General features: G+C 42.1%; 18 protein-coding genes. 8 read left to right on the forward strand and 10 right to left on the reverse strand.

What is annotated here, in order from left to right; genetic code table 11:
- The first annotated feature begins 19 nt into the window (after positions 1-19).
- Complete coding sequence (locus tag METVE_RS0107250; protein WP_020167799.1) at positions 20-2083, forward strand: TonB-dependent receptor family protein; 2064 nt, start codon at positions 20-22, stop codon at positions 2081-2083.
- Between the two features lie 145 nt (positions 2084-2228).
- On the forward strand, positions 2229-3425 hold the full coding sequence (locus METVE_RS0107255; protein ID WP_020167800.1) for a sialidase family protein: 1197 nt from the start codon (positions 2229-2231) through the stop codon (positions 3423-3425).
- A 31-nt stretch (positions 3426-3456) separates the two neighbouring features.
- Here the strand turns inward: METVE_RS0107255 and METVE_RS0107260 are convergent, their stop codons facing one another.
- From METVE_RS0107260 to METVE_RS0107285, 6 genes are all read right to left on the reverse strand, one after another.
- Positions 3457-4038: a hypothetical protein gene (locus METVE_RS0107260; protein ID WP_020167801.1), complete on the reverse strand. Its 582-nt coding sequence runs from the start codon at positions 4036-4038 to the stop codon at positions 3457-3459.
- 6 nt (positions 4039-4044) lie between these two features.
- The gene (locus tag METVE_RS0107265) at positions 4045-4593 is read right to left on the reverse strand and encodes an SCO family protein (RefSeq protein ID WP_232415428.1); all 549 of its coding nucleotides are present in this window, start codon (positions 4591-4593) and stop codon (positions 4045-4047) included.
- A 127-nt stretch (positions 4594-4720) separates the two neighbouring features.
- On the reverse strand, positions 4721-5317 hold the full coding sequence (locus METVE_RS0107270) for a c-type cytochrome (protein ID WP_020167803.1): 597 nt from the start codon (positions 5315-5317) through the stop codon (positions 4721-4723).
- Positions 5318-5343: 26 nt separating this feature from the next.
- Entirely contained in the window at positions 5344-5982 is a 639-nt protein-coding gene (locus METVE_RS0107275) for a cbb3-type cytochrome c oxidase subunit II (RefSeq protein ID WP_020167804.1), read from the reverse strand.
- A 1-nt stretch (position 5983) separates the two neighbouring features.
- Complete coding sequence (locus METVE_RS0107280; protein WP_020167805.1) at positions 5984-7672, reverse strand: cbb3-type cytochrome c oxidase subunit I; 1689 nt, start codon at positions 7670-7672, stop codon at positions 5984-5986.
- 328 nt (positions 7673-8000) lie between these two features.
- Positions 8001-8444: a DUF2946 family protein gene (locus tag METVE_RS0107285; RefSeq protein WP_020167806.1), complete on the reverse strand. Its 444-nt coding sequence runs from the start codon at positions 8442-8444 to the stop codon at positions 8001-8003.
- 239 nt (positions 8445-8683) lie between these two features.
- On the opposite strand from METVE_RS0107285, the gene clpB reads away from it, so the two are divergent.
- Together clpB and METVE_RS0107300 are read left to right on the forward strand one after the other, a co-directional pair.
- Complete coding sequence (gene clpB, locus METVE_RS0107290) at positions 8684-11269, forward strand: ATP-dependent chaperone ClpB (protein WP_020167807.1); 2586 nt, start codon at positions 8684-8686, stop codon at positions 11267-11269.
- 307 nt (positions 11270-11576) lie between these two features.
- Entirely contained in the window at positions 11577-12116 is a 540-nt protein-coding gene (locus METVE_RS0107300) for a hypothetical protein (RefSeq protein ID WP_020167808.1), read from the forward strand.
- A 70-nt stretch (positions 12117-12186) separates the two neighbouring features.
- Here METVE_RS0107300 and METVE_RS0107305 read toward each other — a convergent pair whose 3' ends face one another.
- Positions 12187-12702, reverse strand: a complete 516-nt coding sequence (locus tag METVE_RS0107305; RefSeq protein ID WP_020167809.1) for an SRPBCC family protein — start codon at positions 12700-12702, stop codon at positions 12187-12189.
- Positions 12699-13037 carry an ArsR/SmtB family transcription factor gene (locus METVE_RS0107310; RefSeq protein WP_020167810.1) on the reverse strand — a complete coding sequence of 113 codons (339 nt, stop codon included), beginning with the start codon at positions 13035-13037 and terminating at the stop codon, positions 12699-12701. Before METVE_RS0107310 ends, METVE_RS0107305 begins: the two co-directional genes overlap by 4 nt.
- 145 nt (positions 13038-13182) lie before the next feature.
- Between METVE_RS0107310 and METVE_RS0107315 the strand changes: the two genes are divergently transcribed.
- From METVE_RS0107315 to METVE_RS12585, 3 genes are all read left to right on the forward strand, one after another.
- On the forward strand, positions 13183-13602 hold the full coding sequence (locus tag METVE_RS0107315) for a secondary thiamine-phosphate synthase enzyme YjbQ (protein ID WP_020167811.1): 420 nt from the start codon (positions 13183-13185) through the stop codon (positions 13600-13602).
- Positions 13603-13636: 34 nt separating this feature from the next.
- Positions 13637-14017, forward strand: a complete 381-nt coding sequence (locus METVE_RS0107320) for an eCIS core domain-containing protein (protein ID WP_232415430.1) — start codon at positions 13637-13639, stop codon at positions 14015-14017.
- Positions 14018-14154: 137 nt separating this feature from the next.
- Entirely contained in the window at positions 14155-14436 is a 282-nt protein-coding gene (locus METVE_RS12585) for a hypothetical protein (protein WP_026362055.1), read from the forward strand.
- 190 nt (positions 14437-14626) lie between these two features.
- On the opposite strand, the gene METVE_RS0107330 is transcribed toward METVE_RS12585, so the two are convergent.
- Both METVE_RS0107330 and gpmI read right to left on the reverse strand, forming a co-directional pair.
- Complete coding sequence (locus METVE_RS0107330; protein WP_020167814.1) at positions 14627-15907, reverse strand: murein hydrolase activator EnvC family protein; 1281 nt, start codon at positions 15905-15907, stop codon at positions 14627-14629.
- Positions 15908-15955: 48 nt separating this feature from the next.
- A complete protein-coding gene (gene gpmI, locus METVE_RS0107335; RefSeq protein WP_020167815.1) occupies positions 15956-17521 on the reverse strand; it encodes a 2,3-bisphosphoglycerate-independent phosphoglycerate mutase in 1566 nt (521 codons plus the stop codon).
- A gap of 262 nt (positions 17522-17783) precedes the next feature.
- On the opposite strand from gpmI, the gene METVE_RS0107340 reads away from it, so the two are divergent.
- Positions 17784-18215 carry a rhodanese-like domain-containing protein gene (locus METVE_RS0107340; protein ID WP_020167816.1) on the forward strand — a complete coding sequence of 144 codons (432 nt, stop codon included), beginning with the start codon at positions 17784-17786 and terminating at the stop codon, positions 18213-18215.
- Positions 18216-18297 lie beyond the last annotated feature (82 nt).

Genomic DNA, 18297 nt, shown 5'->3' on the forward strand with positions numbered 1-18297 from the left:
CTATTTTTTGGAGTTTTAAATGATTAAATCTAACCATTTATGCGTGTTAAGTGCATTAGCTATTGGCTTTTCACACACCGCATTTGCAGAACACAACGAAACCATTCACTTAGATGAAGTGGATGTCAGCGCGACTAAAATAAGCCCAATTACTCAACCCAATATTGAAGAAGCAAAGCAAGCGATTAACAAAACCGCTGGTGGCGTAACGATTGTGGATTTAGATGAAGTGCGCGAAGGCCGCGTTTCAAATTTTAGAGATACACTTGGTTTAGCGACTGGCGTGTTGGCGCAATCGCGTTTTGGCGCAGAAGAAACACGACTTTCCATTCGCGGTTCTGGCTTGCAACGAACGTTCCACGGGCGTGGCATTAAGCTGATGCAAGATGGCATTCCAGTGAATCAGGCCGATGGTGGTTTCGATTATCAAGCGATTGAGCCAATGGCAACACGTTATATTGAAGTGTATCGCGGTGCGAATGCGTTGCGATATGGGGCAAGCAATTTGGGCGGCGCGATTAATTTTATTTCGCCATCTGGTTATGATGCTGAAAAATTCAGCGTACGTGCAGAGGCTGGCAGTTTCGATTATCGCCGTTTAGGTTTAAGCGCTGGCGGCGTAGTGGGCGATTTCGATTATTTTGTAAGCGGCAGCACATTTAATCAGGATGGTTTTCGCGATTATGCGACGCAAAATACCGAGCGCATCAATGCCAACTTTGGCTATCGTATCAATAGCGATATAGAAACGCGTTTCTATGTTGGCTATGCCAAAAGTGATTCAAATTTACCGGGTAACTTAACTAAAGCGCAATTGAAAGATGATCCTAGCGCTGCATTTTTGAGCACAGTTACAGGCCAGCAAAAACGCGATATTGATTTGATCCGCGTTGCCAACAAAACCAATATCCTTATTGGCGACCATAGCAACTTACAATTAAGCGCATATTTTTCGCACAAAGATTTATTCCATCCTATTTTTCAAGTGTTAGACCAAGACACGAACGACTATGGTTTTGAGGCTAGATATTCGCAAGAAGGCGAACTTTTTGGGCATAAAAATGAGTTCATTTTAGGTGTTAACCCAAGTTTTGGCGTAGGTTATGACGATAGATGGACGAACAATCTTGGCGTAAGAGGTGCAAGACAAAATAAGCTGGAGAACCGTTCCAAAAATTTGGAAGCTTATGCTGAAAACCGTTTTTATATATTGCCAGATGTTTCGTTGGTCACCGGTTTACAGTACACGCATTCGCAACGTCAATTAAAAGATAAATTTTTCAGCAGCGCCGCGCAAGATGAAAGTTTTGATGCCACTTATGTGCAAACGAATCCTAAAGTAGGTGTTTTGTATGACTATCGACCGAATGTGCAGTTTTACGCCAATGTGTCGCGCAGTTATGAGCCGCCATCTTTTGGCGAGTTAACTGGTGGTTTAACGCCAAACATCGTAGAAGCGCAAGATGGCACCACATTTGAAGTGGGCACGCGCGGCAATAGTGAAAAAATCGACTGGGATTTTTCAGCCTACTACGCCAAGTTAAACAATGAGTTATTGCAAACTGCGGTGTTTGCAGCGGGTAATAATCCAGCTGCAGCAACGCAAACGACCAATGCCGATAAAACCATTCACGCGGGTATTGAGTTAGGTTTAACCGCCAGATTACCTTGGCATTTAGAATGGCGCCAAAGTTTGTTGATCAACCAATTCAAGTTTGATAATGACAATACATTTGGTAATCGCGATTTACCCGGCTTACAAAAAAGCTTATTGCGCGGCGAGTTAATGTATCGAAATCATGGTTTTTATGTCGGCCCAACGGTAGAGTTTTCGCCGCAACGCTACGCGGTTGATTTTGCAGAAACCTTATACGCCGATAGTTACACGCTATTTGGCATGAAACTAGGTCAAAAAGTGAATGAGCATTTTTCATGGTTCTTAGATGCGCGTAATTTGAATGACAAAAAATACGCAGCTTCAACTAGCGTGATTTTAGATGCGACACGACCTGGCACGAACCAATCATTATTTCTGCCGGGCGATGGCCGTTCCGTTTATGTCGGTGCAGAATTTAAGTATTAAAATAGGTTAACTATAGCTAAGGTAATCGGCTTAATCTGAATTGTAATAATACTTTTGATTGAGTCGATTGTTTAAGTGATTGAATAAATGAGGTTTTAAATTGATTAAAAGATTTTTATTACTAATATATTTGTTTTTGTATTCAATGTTTTGTTTTGCACATGAAGCGCATATGCAACATCCTGCACCTGGCTTATCTGCAACCGATGTGGCATTTGATACCAAAGGTAATCTGTGGCGCGTATCTGTTAAAGACGGTTTTTTATTGGTGGATAAAAGTGCCGATTTGGGTAAAACATTTTCAGCGCCAGCTAAAGTGAACCCCATCGCGCAAAAGATTGGCGCAAGTAATGAGGCGCGTCCAGATATTGCGTTAGACGCAGATAATCATATTTACCTGACTTGGACGCAAAATTTAACTACACATTTTGCTGGATATATCTGGTTCGCGCGCTCCATCGATGCGGGAAAAAGTTTTGAAAAGCCTTATATCGTGCATCAGGATCGTGCTGAAATAACACACGCTTTTAATGCATTAAATGTCAGCCCAAACGGCAAAATCACTGTTACGTGGATTGATAAGCGCGATGCAGTTAACGCTAAAAAAGATGGTAAAAAGTATGATGGCGCAGCGATTTATTATGCGGTTTCAAATAATCATGGTGAAAGTTTTGCAGCAGAAAAAAAGCTGGCGGATAGTAGTTGTGAGTGCTGCAGAATTGTAACCGCGAATAAGCCAGACGGTACTATGGCTGTACTATGGAGACATGTGTTTGAAAGCAGTGAGCGTGATCATATGATTGCAGAGATTCCGCAAGAAAACGCAAAACCTCAACTGCATCGTGCCACTTTTGGGCATTGGCAAATTGACGGCTGCCCACATCACGGCGGGGCGTTAGCGGCTGGCGGTGCAGGCAAAGATTGGTGGGGATATCACATTGCTTATTTTGATGGAAAAGATGCCAGTGCTAATGATAAAGCGGGCGATAAATCAGGGCCAGGTTTGTATTACAGTCGCATGGATGGCGTGGCGTGGGCATCTTCACCAGCTAAGAAATTCGGCAATAACAAAAATCAGGCAGGTCGTCCTGCCATTTTAAGTATTAGCAACAAAACGGGTGATGAGCACGTTTGGTTAGTTTGGCATGAGATTGAAGCGAAAAACAATAAAATAATCGGCATGTTTTCAGAAGATGGCGGCAGAAGTTGGAGCGATACAAAAGAGCTCGCCAGCACAGCTGATAAAGCAGATTACCCGCAGTTATTGCAATATCATCAGCAAGTTTATTTAGCCTGGAACACGCAAAAAGAAGGTTTTAAGTTAATACCACTTAAGTCTTAAATAGCTTTTAAATATTAGCTAAATTTAATGGTTAAGCTTCTTTGTACAGCGCCGCAGCGCATAAAAACACAATCGCAAAAGCCATTGCGATTAAGCCAATACCAGCGTTTTGTTGCGATTCGATAAGGTAACTGTTACACAGCCGCAAGGTTGTATCTTGGTAATAGTAGCCAATAAAAAACAGCATCATTACCGTGCTGCCGATAAAAAATAACGATAGTATTTTAGAGCTAGAAAGTGCGATTGTTAACAATAAACCTGACAGCATCAAGCTGATTATCTTGAAAAAATCCCAGCCGTAACTGAGTAAGGCTTTATCCAAGCTGATTGGTAACATCCAAAATAGGGTGGCAAATAAAAACCAAAGCCAGCAACTTAAAATGATGTAAAGCGATTTGGGGTTGGGGTGTAATTTTAAACATCTGCCAATCAAATAACCTGCCAATATCAACAAAGGTATTTGCACTAACATATGAAATGCCATGCTGTCGGCAATTAAGTATTTGAAAATGGGCGTTGAGGGCGTGATTGCCAGCAAAATAAATAGCCATAAAACTACAGGATTGTTAATTAATTTTCTGTTGATTAGTTGATTGAATTTAAGGTGGCTCATCTATAGTTAACCTTGTTTAGCCGCCAATATTAATGCGCCTTGTATATCGTCATCGTCATAAATCCCCAGCAACTTGCCTTGTTTAGAAATCACTAAAAACGCGCTGTTGTGTACATAATCTTTAAATTGCGTTTTCAATACGATTAAGCCTAAATCTTGTTTTGCAGCTGCTAAATCTTGCATGCTTTGCATAGTAGCCAGCGACCAAATATTCTCATCGGCGCGCATGCGTTTGCGGTAGCTTTTTAAACGTTCAGGATTATCCTCATTCACATCGAAACTGATACTGACTAGATGTATTTTCTGCGCTAAACCCTGCGTTTTGATGGCTGTTTGCGCTTGTTGAAAGTAATCGCCAAGCGTTAAGCAAAGCGTTTTGCATTGCGTGTAGATAAACTGTGTGATCAAGGTTTTGTTTTGCTGTTTTGCCAGATTAGACAGTATGAGAATTTGCCCATTTTCATCGGTTAAGTGCATCGAAAATTCAGGCTGTGTGGCAAACAAATTGGCTTTTCGCTCTGATTCTAACGTGAGATTTGAAAAGCTGCTGGTCATGTTAAAAAAGCATAAACCCCAAAACAGCGCTACCAGGAAAGGTAGCGTTGCAATGAGGTTTTTTTTAGTTAATGCGGACATTAGATTTTAAATTATTCACTTAAATTTAATGACTTAATTAAAGCCGTTAGAGTTTTGATAACTCATCGTCGCCGTTGTAAGGTGTAGTGCGCGATTGCGTTGCTTCGCGTATCTCGCTAACTACTTTTTCATCCACTGCAGGTGATGTATTTCCCCACTCGCCGCGAATATACGTTAATACGCCGGCAATTTCATCATCTTTAAGTTGGTCTTTAAAATGCGGCATTTGGCCAGCATATTCAACACCTTCCACATGCAATTTGCCGCTAATGCCGTGCAGTAAAATGTGCGCCAATACTTCTGGCTTCCCTTTTACCCATTCTGAACCAGCCAGCGGTGGGAACACGCCTGGAACACCTTTCCCGTTCGCTTGATGGCAAGCTACGCATTTGGCTTGAAATATCGCGCCGCCATCAATGGCTTTTTTGGCTGCGGTACTGCCAGCGCATTCTAGCGCGGCAACTTCATGCGAACGGCTATCACCCGCTTCTGGCGCGTCTAGCATTACGGTGTCTTTAATATAAAAGCAACCCCAGCTAATTAGCGCGCCAATAGTCATGGTAATAAACCAAGGCAATGGTTTGTTGTCTTCGTTAGGATCGAATTTTTCGCGCTTTTGCGCTTCGTTTAAGTTTTTACTCATGGTAGTTTTCCTTTAATCTGCGCCATTTACTTAGTTGTTTCAGCGGGTTTTTCAGTTGTTAAACTTTCAGAGATGGATTTTTTGATTGGATAAGTCCTGTCCAGCGATTTCATGTATTCAACAAGGTTTATCGCATCGGTGGTTGCCACAATCGTAATGCCCGGTTTTTTGAAGGCTGGCGGCAGGTTAACTACAACATCGCCTGGTTCAATTTGACCTTTACGCTCTACAAATAAAAACGGAAACGCTGGCATGATAGAGCCTGGCACGTAAGCACGTGGCTGATACAAATGGCCTAAATGCCACTCTTGTGAAGGCTGACGCGCGCCAATATTCAACAGATCTGGCCCTGTGCGCATGGTGCCCAATAAATGCACTTTGTCATAGGCGTAATCGGCTGCGGTAGACGCTCTGCCCCAACCACGTTTTTCATCGGCGATAGCAAATTTCGGATCACGCGGTTGTTGCGAGTGGCAATAAACGCAGCCTAAACTCATATAAACTTCGCGACCTTTTGCTTGCACGTCTGTGTAAGGCTTCAATGCTGCAGGCGCTGGCACAGGTTTCATTTGGATATAAGGCAGAATCACTAGTGCAAGTGAAGATATCAATATAATCACTAACGCACCAATGACTAGTTTTTTCTCATCAATATGGCCGGCCATACTAACCTCTCTTCAATTCTTTAGATGCAACTTTTGCATCTTTAATAAACGGAATGTTCACTTTAGGAATCAATTGCACAGGCGCATCTTTTTTGCGGCCAAAACGCAAGCTGATCAGAATAAAGTGAACCATGAAAATTGCATGCCCTAATACCATCAATCCACCACCAACTGATCTGGATTTCAAGTAGGGGATTGTCACTGCAACAGAATCCATAAATGGTTTAGTTGCATCGACCAATATTTCACCTTGTAGCCAGCCACCAATAGTTAAGCCAATAAAATAAATAGCAAAACCGATAGACACTAACCAAAAGTGCGCGCTGATCATCCAAGCATGTGGCCATTCCCAACCGACGATGCGCGGCATAATGAAGTAAATAGAGCCGAACATGACCATGGTGAAAAAGCCGTACATACCTAAATGCGCATGGGCGACTGTGTAATGGGTGAAATGTGTGATTAAGTTAACTGAGCGTAATGCTTCTAGCGAACCTTGCACAGACGCGGCTACATATAGCATAGAACCTAATACGATGAATCTAAGCGTAGGCGAATGCAGAACCGCTTTGAAATTACCGCCAACTGTCATGTGATGGTTTACCGCAACTGCGATAACCGGAATAATCATCATCATCGATTGAACAATCGATAGCGTCACCATCCAAGTGGGTAATGGGCCGCCAATCAAATGGTGACCGCCTACTTGCGAATAGAAAAACGCTAAACACCAAAAGCCCAGCAATGATAGGTTGTATGAATAGACTGGTCTGCCCAATACTTTAGGAATGAAGTAGTAAGCTGCGCCTAGTCCGATTGGTGTGAACCATAATCCCAACGCATTATGTCCATACCACCAGTTCATCGCGGCGCCTTGCACGCCAAAATGTAAGCCTGGAATATTGGCAACAAAGAACAGAATAGGGAACCAGATAAGTGCTGCGCCAATGTACCAGACCGATACATAAAGATGATCGACATTGCGTTTAGCTAATGTTAAAAATAATGGTACGCCCATTAACGCGCCGCCGATGACGATAAATATGTCAATCTGCCAAGGCATTTCTAACCATTCCATGCCATCTGTATAACCAAAACCAATCGCCGCCACGCCGCACATTAACGCGGTGTGCCAGATAAAAGCGCCTACATAAACAAATTTTGCGCCTCTTAATGGCGTTTTTAATAAACGCGGAATCAGCCATAAACTCACACCAATACCTGCCATTGAAGACCAGCCGTAAATCACGCTATTCAAATGGATGGTACGTAAGCGACCAAATGTCATCCAGGCACTATCGACCAGCCAATCGGGTTGATGCAGTTTAATGGAAGCGATAATCGCAGCGGCGGAGCCAATGATAAGCCAGCACATACCAGCCAGCAGGCAGACGAAAGCGGGAAGCGCAGAAGAGTCATCGGCGATTTGGCGATCAGCCAATTCTTTGGCAGACAGGCTTGCATCGGTTTCACCTGCTGCTTCTTGTAACTCGTTATCGGTTTGATTAGCGGCAGGATCTTCTACCAGACCAATTTCGTTTTTCTCAAAAATAATGTGCGAACCGCTTTGTTTTGTATTAAAAAAACCATTCGACATTGACCAAATAAATACAAACAAACCGAGCACGGATACTGAAAATGCAAGTAGCAATATCAGCGCGGTGTTATCTATTAGAGGAGCGGGATTCATTTTAAAATACCTTGATTAAAAAATATTAGAATAAAAATATCGTACTAAACGACGACTTTATACGGCGATAAGCGAATCGAAAATTGTCATATGCATGTGAGCAGAACTGCGCTACAAAAATTAGCGGAATATTCGGATTAATGCGTGTATGACACCTAATCTTAATTCGTGTATGACACTCGTCGCGTCTATTGCATTCAACATTTAAGTCAATAATTAAGCCGAAAAATGATTCGGTTAAAAATGTCACATTGAAAATCTAAGCCACGCAAAAATACGACTTAAATAAGGCAACAAAACTTAAATGATGAAACTTAAAGCGAGATAATTACAGTTGAATGTGCGGAGGACCGCGAGGGTTGTGCTGACTGACAGGAAGAGTTGTTACAGGGGAACGATAAAATGACTGGCTAGATTGTTTTGCTAGGTCATCAACAAAAAATGCATGATTAAAACGGATTAAGTCTGCATAACTGTTTGCATGCTGATCGCAGTGATTACAGGAAGATTTGCCTTTAGAATTGTTACCGCTTGCATTGCTATCGAGCAGCTGCGCATTTAAATTTTGACTGGCATCTTTTGCCTGCGCAAAATTGATTGGAATGTAAGTAGTGCCATTTGCACCACATACTTTTACCATGCCCAAAGGCACTTGCTTGGCAATCATTGCATGCGAAACGTTTGGTGCGATGATGCCTAGAAAAATCGACACAATAGCGAAAAACGCAATTAAGCGCTGTTTCATGCTGTGCTGATGTTGACCAAAGCTCATGAGACGCGATTGTATTCTTAAGTTTGAGTTGCATCAACAGCAGAAGCTAAATTAAATCGAAAACTAAAAAATCAAACAAAAACTAAATGAAGTACAGATTGATAAATCTGCAAACACCTCCACTGTATAAGTAGAGCTCTATTTTAAAGTGTAAATTTCATCCGGTAAATTTACACCAGTTTTTTACATGGGTTTAATGACATGGTATTGATTACACTAGTTTTAAGAGGAATAAAACGATGCGATTTGACAAGTTAACCACCAAATTTCAACAAGCTTTAAGCGATGCACAAAGCCTTGCAATCGGTGCGGATAATACAGCGATTGAACCGCAACATCTGTTGCTGGCTTTGCTGCAAGAAGATAATGGCGGCGCAGCTTCATTACTTTCGCGCGCGGGAGTTAACCTTGCGCCGTTAAAAACTGGCTTAAACGCGGCGATTGCCAATTTATCAAAATCTACTGCACAAAATGGCGAAATTGCGATTTCACGTGATTTGAATAATCTACTGAATGTGACCGACAAAATTGCACAAAAACGCGGCGATGCTTACATTGCTAGCGAGATGTTTTTGCTGGCGCTCGCTGAAGATAAAGGCGAAACAGGAAAATTACTCAAACAAAATGGTTTAACTAAAGCGGCATTAGAAGCCGCTGTTACCGCAGTGCGCGGTAATGAACAAGTAAACGACCAAGAAGGTGAAAGTAACCGTGAATCACTCAAAAAATATACGGTAGATTTAACCGAGCGTGCCAGTTTGGGCAAATTAGATCCCGTGATCGGACGTGATGATGAGATCCGCCGTGTGATTCAAGTATTGATGCGCCGCACAAAAAATAATCCGGTATTGATTGGTGAGCCTGGTGTGGGTAAAACCGCGATTGTCGAAGGTTTGGCGCAGCGTATTGTGAATGGCGAAGTGCCCGAATCGCTTAAAGGTAAAAAGGTTTTGTCATTAGACATGGCGGCTTTGTTGGCGGGCGCAAAATACCGTGGCGAGTTTGAAGAGCGTTTGAAATCGGTATTAAAAGAACTGTCGCAAGATGAAGGTCAAACCATCGTATTTATTGATGAAATTCATACCATGGTCGGCGCGGGTAAAGCCGAAGGTGCGATGGATGCGGGCAATATGCTGAAACCCGCATTGGCACGTGGCGAGTTGCATTGCGTTGGCGCGACCACTTTAGATGAATATCGCAAATATATTGAAAAAGATGCGGCTTTGGAGCGGCGTTTTCAAAAAGTGTTGGTGGATGAACCGACCGTTGAAGCGACTATTGCTATTCTGCGTGGCTTACAAGAAAAATATGAGTTGCATCATGGCGTTGAGATTACTGACCCAGCGATTGTTGCGGCAGCTGAGTTAAGTCATCGTTACATTACAGACCGATTTTTACCCGATAAAGCCATTGATTTGATTGATGAAGCGGCATCGCGTATCAAAATGGAAATCGATTCTAAGCCAGAAGTATTAGATAAATTAGAGCGTCGCGTGATTCAACTGAAGATTGAGCGTGAAGCGGTGCGCCGCGAAAAAGACGAAGGTAGTCGCAAACGTTTCGGCTTGATTGAAGAAGAGATTGAAAATCTTGAAAAAGAATATGCCGATTTAGAAGAGATTTGGACATCTGAAAAAGCGCAGGTGCAAGGCACTAGCCATATTAAGGAAGCCATCGACAAAGTTAAATTTGAGATGGAAGAGGCCACGCGTAAAGGCGAATGGCAAAAAGTGTCTGAGTTGCAATACGGTAAATTGCCTGCTTTGGAAGCACAGTTAAAAGAAGCTTCGCATTCTGAAGCAAATGCAGCGCCGACCAAAAATAGAATGCTGCGTACCGAAGTGGGTGCTGATGAGATTGCAGAAGTCGTCAGTCGAGCAACAGGAATCCCTGTCAGCAAGATGTTAACTGGCGAACGTGAGAAGTTGCTGACGATGGAAACCAAGTTGCACGAACGTGTTGTTGGTCAAGATGAAGCGGTGCGCTTGGTTTCTGATGCGATTCGTCGTTCACGTTCAGGCTTAAGTGACCCAAACCGTCCTTATGGTAGCTTCTTATTTTTAGGCCCAACGGGGGTCGGTAAAACGGAACTCTGTAAAGCGTTAGCAGGCTTTTTGTTTGATTCTGAAGACCATTTGATTCGCATTGACATGAGTGAGTTTATGGAGAAGCACAGTGTCGCCCGTATGATTGGTGCACCGCCAGGTTATGTCGGTTATGAAGAGGGCGGCACTTTAACAGAAGCGGTGCGTCGCAAACCATATTCAGTCATTCTGCTGGACGAAGTGGAAAAAGCGCATCCGGATGTGTTTAATGTGTTGTTACAAGTGCTGGATGATGGCAGGTTAACAGACGGCCAAGGTCGCACGGTAGACTTTAAGAATACGGTGATTATCATGACGTCTAATCTCGGCAGCCAGATGATTCAAAGCATGGCTGATCAAGACTATCAGTTAGTAAAGCTTGCGGTAATGGGCGAAGTTAAAACGCATTTCAGACCAGAGTTCGTCAACCGTATCGATGAAGTGGTCGTTTTTCACAGCCTGGGTGAAGCACAGGTGAAATCTATTGCGCAAATTCAAATCCAGCTGCTGGCTAAACGTTTAGCGGCGATGGATATGACGCTGAATATGACTGATGCCGCGATTGCGGAAATCGCTAGCGCGGGCTTTGATGCGGTATACGGCGCGCGCCCACTTAAACGCGCGATTCAAAGCGAGATTGAAAATCCGTTGGCACGTGAGATTTTGGCGGGCAATTTTGTGGCGAAAGATACTATATTGGTTGAATTTAAAGAGAGTAAGATGCTGTTTAGAAAGGGCTAATTTGCAAGTTAACACTGATGAAAACGCTATTGCTTGAAAGCTAGAACTTGAAAGTTAGTTCTTGAAAATAGTTAACCATTTTTTAAGCACAGTTTTTTAGTCGCTGTTTTGAATTTAGCGTGCGGTGTTAACGTGAGTGCGACTTATAGTACTGCTGAATCTAACTTTAAGCTTTCAGCGATGTCCAATAAAAAATACAAGGTTTGATGCAATTGATACCTGCGACGTCTGACCGATTTAACGTGAAAAATTCGTACGATGCCAGCTTTATGCCGGTATCACCAGTTTTAATGAAAGCGAGTTCAAAATGAAAAATTTATTAGCATTAATGATTAGTTTGGTTTTAGTGTCTGGCTGCGCTACCACTGGACAACAACAGGCTAAAATTGAAAGAATCACGCCAGAAGATTTGGCAAAAATATTGCCGCAACCTGTTGCAACAGTGAGTTTAGAGGAGATTGTAAAAGACTCTAAACTGAATAAAACGCCAGATGAAATTATCGCAAAAATCAAAGCGAGTAATTCGCGTTATGAGTTAACACCTGCGCAGACGTTAGATTTGAACAAAAAAGGTGTGGATACCAAAGTGTTGGATTACATTCACGAAAGCAACGAATTAGCCAAACAAAATGCAATTGCAGATGAAATAAACAAACGTGCGAAAGAGCGTGCAGCGGCTGAAAAAATACTCAAACGTGAGCGTGATGCAGCCCAAAATCGCTACTATGATCCATTTTGGGGGCCAAGATTCGGCGGTTTTTACGGTAACCCTTATGGCTATTATGGCAGAGGGTTTGGTAGCCGTTTTGGTTGGGGCGGCGGTTTTGGCTACCCATATTATTGGTAAGTAGTCATTTTGCTTTGCAAGCCAATATATTAAGCGCTTGCAAAGCGTGTATTTTTTTGCGTAATTATATTTATTTCATATTGTTTTTTATCATAGCTACAAGCTGTTCCGCACAAGTTGACCAGCCTTCGTGAAAGCCCATATCTTCATGTCTTTTACGGCTTTCTTGGTTCTGATGTAAGGCAATAGCGGTATATTTAGTGCCTTTTTCATGCGGTTCTAATAAAAGCATGGCAGTCATTAATAGTTCTGCGCACTCATGATCAGGTGATTTTTCCAACTGTTTAGCAGGACGAAAACCTGGTTCTAGTGCATTAGTCCAACTTAACCTTTGGTTTGGTATCACTTCTAAATAACAGCCATTATTGGGAAAACGCTGACCTTCTGGCGATTGCATTGTAGTGCTGAATTTTCCACCAGGACGCAAGTCAATTTCACATTCGATGGTTTTCCAAGGTAAAGGGCAATACCATTGTTTAAGTTGTTCGGGTTGCGTCCATGCAGCCCACACTAATTCGCGTGGCACATCTATGATGCGTTCCAATACAAGGTCTAACTCAGGATTTATTTTAAACGATGCTGTCATTTCTCATTCTCCTTCAAGTTGAGTGATAATAGGTAGCTATCTAACTGATCAAGCCGTTGTTCCCAAAATTGCTGATATTGCACTAAAAAAGTGGCAACTTCTTGCAACGGTTTTGCCTCAAGCTTGCAGGGTCTGGATTGTGCTTGGCGGCTTTGACTAATAAGACCTGCGCGCTGTAACACCTTTAAGTGCTTCGTTACTGCAGGCAGACTCATTTCAAATGGTGCGGCGAGTTCATTAACCGAAGTTTCACCTAGCGCTAAGCGCGCTAGAATAGCGCGGCGAGTAGGGTCTGCCAATGCGGAAAAGGTATTGCTAAGTTGGTCTGTTGTCATAGTTAAACTGATGTATTTAGTTAGTATTATAATTAACTAGTTGGTTAATTAACTAAAAGGTTAAATTAAAAAGTATACGTCGTCAACTATTTTTAAAAAGTAAACGAATAAGTTATGCTGATAAGGTTAAACAAAAGGTTTAAGCATGCTGCAATTTACTCAAGAAATAAGTGTTAACACGCAAGGTCGCAATATTTATGACATCACGCCGCAAGTATTGAGTTGGACTAAACAGCTCAACTTTAGCACTGGTTTGCTCACTTTATATATTCAACATACTTCGGCTAGTTTGATGATTAACGAAAATTATGATTCGGATGTATTGGTGGATATGCAGGCATTTTTTAATCGCTTAGTGCCTGATGGCGATGATTTGTTTATTCATACAATTGAAGGTCCTGACGATATGCCAGCGCATGTGCGTAGCGCGCTAACACAAACCAGTATGTCAATTCCGATATCGGATGGCAAAGTGGCGTTAGGTCAATGGCAAGGCATATTTCTGTTTGAACATCGGCATGTGCCAGCCACAAGACGCGTTATTTTGCATGCTTTAGGTGATTAACAATTAAGCGAATTATTTGTTAAGTGAATTATTTGTGAGTACACCGTATAAAGGCCGTCCATTAAGCTTACAAGAACGCGCATTATTTAGGCCTTATTTCGCGCAGATTGTATTGAATGAAGTCCGTATTGTGGATGGAAAAGTGCCATTTTGGTTACGTCGAAATATGTGCGCTGTTGTGTTGGGGCGCACTATTTATTTTCGTGCTGGTGTATATCAGCAAAATACAAAACGCGGCGCAGAGTTATTAGGGCATGAGCTTATGCATGTTTCGCAGTTTTTGCATGGCATGAACTTGTTAAAATATGTGTGGTCTTGTCGATATGGCTATTTCAAAAGCCCTTATGAAATGGAAGCTTATGCAAAAGGCGAGTTAATTGCTTCAGATTTTTTATCAAATTCAAATGTTAAGTAACAAACAGACGGTTGAAAAATATTTGGGGTAAAGTTCATCATTATGACATTGACGCTAGTTTTGCTATTATTGTGAATGTAAGTTTAAAAAAACTTTTTACGTGGTTGATTTTTAATAAAAATTTTGGAGAGTATAAGATGAAATTAAACGCAAATTTATTAGTTCCAGTATTACTAGGCGCATTATTGTTAACAGCTTGTGGCAAAAAAGAGGAAGCGGCGCCAGAAGTTGCACCAACACCTGCAGCAGAATCAGCTCCAGCAGCGGCACCGGCAGCAGATGCTGCTCCAGCAGCAAGCGGCGCGGGTGGATATGAGCCAACTGCAGAAGAACGCGTGCCTGGTATCACACTTGATTCAGCAGCACCTGCAGCAGAAGCCGCTCCAGCAGCTGAGGCAGCACCTGAAGAAGCTAAGTAAGTATTAATTAAGCTAGAATAAAAAAGCGTGCTTAAAGCACGCTTTTTTATTGCTGTAAAATCACTTTGTAAGGATTGTTAACGGTATAAAACGACTAAATTCTACCGATACTAAATGTTGATAATCACGGATATTATCTAATTGATTAAACTGACTTGTTTAACTTAACCATCAAATTTAGCGTAAAAGTTTAACGTACAACACTCCAACTAAGCGGGTCAAATGGTTTGCTTTGACGTCGTAATTCATAATACAGGCCATTACTTTCATTGCCACCGCTGTTGCCAACCGCTGCAATATTATCGCCAGCACTTACTTCGTCGCCCACTTGCTTCAATACTGCTTGGTTATTGCCATACAAACTCATGTAGCCACTGCCGTGATCGACAATAATCAAATTACCGAATCCGCGCATCCAGTCCGCAAACACAACGCGACCACTGGCGACCGATTTCACGTCGCTACCTTCATTGGCGCGGATAAATAAGCCTTTCCATAAAACGCCCGTATCACTTCGGCTACTACCGAATCGATTAGTGACATCGCCGCGCACCGGTAAGTTAAGCTTGCCTTTCAATGCGGAAAAGTTACTGCCAGCGTAGGCATTGGTTGGCGTTTCTTCATTTTTCGCAATTGTCTGGCTACTCGGTTTTGCTTCGGCAGTATTCGAATCAGGATCATTGGATTTTTTAGCCACGGCTTTGCGTTTAACCACTTTTTTTGGCGGTTTGGCGATAATTTTGGCGAGTCTTTCAACCAATTGGGATAAGTTTTGTTCATCACGTTTGAGCTTTTTTATTTCATTGCGCTTTGCAGAAATTTGGCCGGAAAGCGACTTAACTACTTTAGATTTTTCACTTTTTTGCTGCTCTAATGTTTTTCGTTCTGCCAGTTGTTTGGCTTTAAGGTCGGCGACAGCTTGTAAAGTGGCAGCGGTTTCATTATTCAATATTTTTACTTTAGCAAGACTGGCTTGCATTTCATCGATTAATTGCGCATGGGCTTTTGCAATGTAAGAGTAATATTGAATATCGCGTGAAATCTGGCTGGGATTTTTGTTTTGTAACAGTAGTTTGGTATAACTTTGATTGCCGTGCACATATTGCTGTCGCACTAAAATGCTTAGCTGTTTTTGTTGCTCGCTGAGTTTTTCGTTTATGTTCAACGATTCTTTTTTTAGCGAAATCAGCGTGTTTTTATTTTGCGTTTGTTTCTGGTTAATATCGACCAGCTTTTTATTCGCTTGGCTAATGGCTGTTTCAGAATCTTTTAGCGCGTCAGTCGCATCTTTATGCGCGGCTTGTTTGTTATCTAATTCTTTTTTTAAAGCTTGAATCTTATTCTGTAAGTCGCCCAAATCTTCTTTTGCAGCATCGATTTTTTTTGCGGCAAAACTGGTGTTAACTAACGTAGCATTCAACGACATTGCTGCCATAATCACAAAAATTGAAGCGCGTAATGAATTAAACATTAAATCGTATTAAGCTCAAAATCATTGAATGCGTCAGTCATACTCAATCTAAACCTTAAAGCTAACTAGGCTTTTACCTGTCATTTCAATGGGTTGCGGTAATCCCATCATGGTTAATAAGGTTGGTGCTAAATCAGAAAGTGCGCCTACTTCTGCCAATTCAGTTTTACGTCCTACATAAATCATTGGCACTAAGTTGGTGGTATGTTGTGTGTGTGCTTGGTTATTAATGCCATCAAACATCATTTCCGCATTGCCGTGGTCTGCGGTGATAATGACTTCTGCACCATTTTTTCTGGCCGCTTCTACCACGCGGCCTACGCAAGTATCTAGCGTTTCAATCGCGATAATTGCCGCGGCTAAATTGCCAGTATGGCCAACCATATCGCCATTAGCGTAATTGCAAATAATCGCACTATATTGTTGACTATTTACCGCCGCGACTAATTTATCAGTCAATTCAGGCGCGCTCATTTCAGGCTGTAAATCGTAAGTGGCGACTTTGGGCGAAGGCACTAAAATACGGTCTTCACCGTTAAAAACTGCTTCATCGCCGCCATTAAAAAAGAAAGTCACATGCGGATATTTTTCAGTTTCTGCAATGCGTAATTGCTTTAAACCCAAGCTAGAAACATATTCACCAAACGTATTCGGCACGCTAGTGGCGGCGAAAATAGGCGTGGCTTTTCGTTGGTTTTGATCGTATTGCGTCAACGTGAAATAGCCAGAAAGTTTTGGCACGCGACTGCGCTCAAAACCAGAAAAATCGTCATTTAATAGCGCGTCGGTTAATTGTCTTGCACGGTCACTTCTAAAATTCATATAGACCACGCAATCGCCATCTTCTAAGCGCGTTTCTGCTTCGTTTGCTTGCCGAATCACTGTACATTTCACAAATTCATCTTGCTCGCCTCTGGCATAAGCATTGTGTAAGGCTTCGCTGGCGCTCGCTTCTGTATATTCGCCAATGCTGTTTACAATCATTTCGTAAGCTGGCACAACGCGTTCCCAGCGTTTGTCTCTATCCATACTATAAAAACGGCCAGAAACAGAAGCAATTTTTCCTACGCCCAGGGTGTTAAGTTTATCTTCCAGCAAAGCAATATAAGGCACTGCGCTGATTGGCGGCGTATCGCGACCATCTAAAAATGCATGTACATACACGCGCTGCAAACCTTGCTGTGCCGCCATTTCAAGCATGGTTAAAATATGGTTAATGTGACTGTGCACGCCACCGTCTGACAATAATCCAAAAATATGCAAAGCTTTGTTATTGGTTTTTAGCTGTTGCAATGCGTTAACTAAAGCGGCGTGTTTGAAGAAATCACCGCTAGCAATGCTATTGTTAATGCGCTCAAAATCTTGAAATACGATGCGTCCAGCGCCAATATTTAAATGACCTACTTCAGAGTTACCCATTTGCCCATCAGGCAAACCGACATAATGTTCAGAAGCGTTAATCAGCATGTGCGGTTCGCTGCGCTTTAACGCATCTAGATTAGGCGTATTTGCCTGCGCAATCGCGTTATTGGTCAACTCTTCGCGATGGCCAAAACCATCTAAAATCAATAATATAACTGGCGTAACTGGCTTGATAATTGGCGTAGCTGGCATGTGAAATTCTTCCTAATCGGTAACTTGATTTATAACTTAGATTTATATCTTAATTAGCGCGCTGATTGAAACCAAATCAAATTAATTGACGCTAAGATTAAACATTTGCTGGGCTAATTAATATGCAAGCTTAAATAATAGCGTTAAATATTGGTTAAGTTATCCATTATAATAGTTGGCTGTCTAATGCGCATCTAAATGCGTATTTAAATAATGGCTCGCAATTAATCATTTTGCGAATATATCAATTTTTGGAAACAATATGACTGATGCAGCACTATATGAATTTGTAAAACATAACGCATTGCTGATTGGCTTGGCTGTTGGTTCTGGCGTAGCTTTGTTGTGGCCAATGCTGAATCGCGGTGCAAGCGGCGTGGCGAATTTATCTGCTGCAGAAGCCGTGTTAATGTTGAATCGCGGTAAGCCGTTAATATTAGATGTGCGCGATGCCACTGAATTTGCTAGCGGACATATTCAAGGCGCAAAAAATATCCCAGTTGCCGAGTTGGCTGGTCGACTAAAAGAGATTGAAAAGTTTAAAGAAAAGCCAGTACTGGTACATTGCCAACGTGGCGCGCGTGCTAAAAATGCGATTAAGATTTTAAAAGCGCAGCAGTTTAGCCAGATTAGTAATCTGCAAGGTGGTTTGAGCGCATGGACAGAAGCTAAATTGCCTTTGGTGAAAAGCTAGGCGTTTAATAGTAAATGGACGATACCAATACACAAAATAACGGTACGCAAACCAATGGCGCGCACACTAGTCCGTCAAACGC

Source organism: Methylotenera versatilis 79, from assembly GCF_000384375.1.
Taxonomy (GTDB): domain Bacteria; phylum Pseudomonadota; class Gammaproteobacteria; order Burkholderiales; family Methylophilaceae; genus Methylotenera_A; species Methylotenera_A versatilis_B.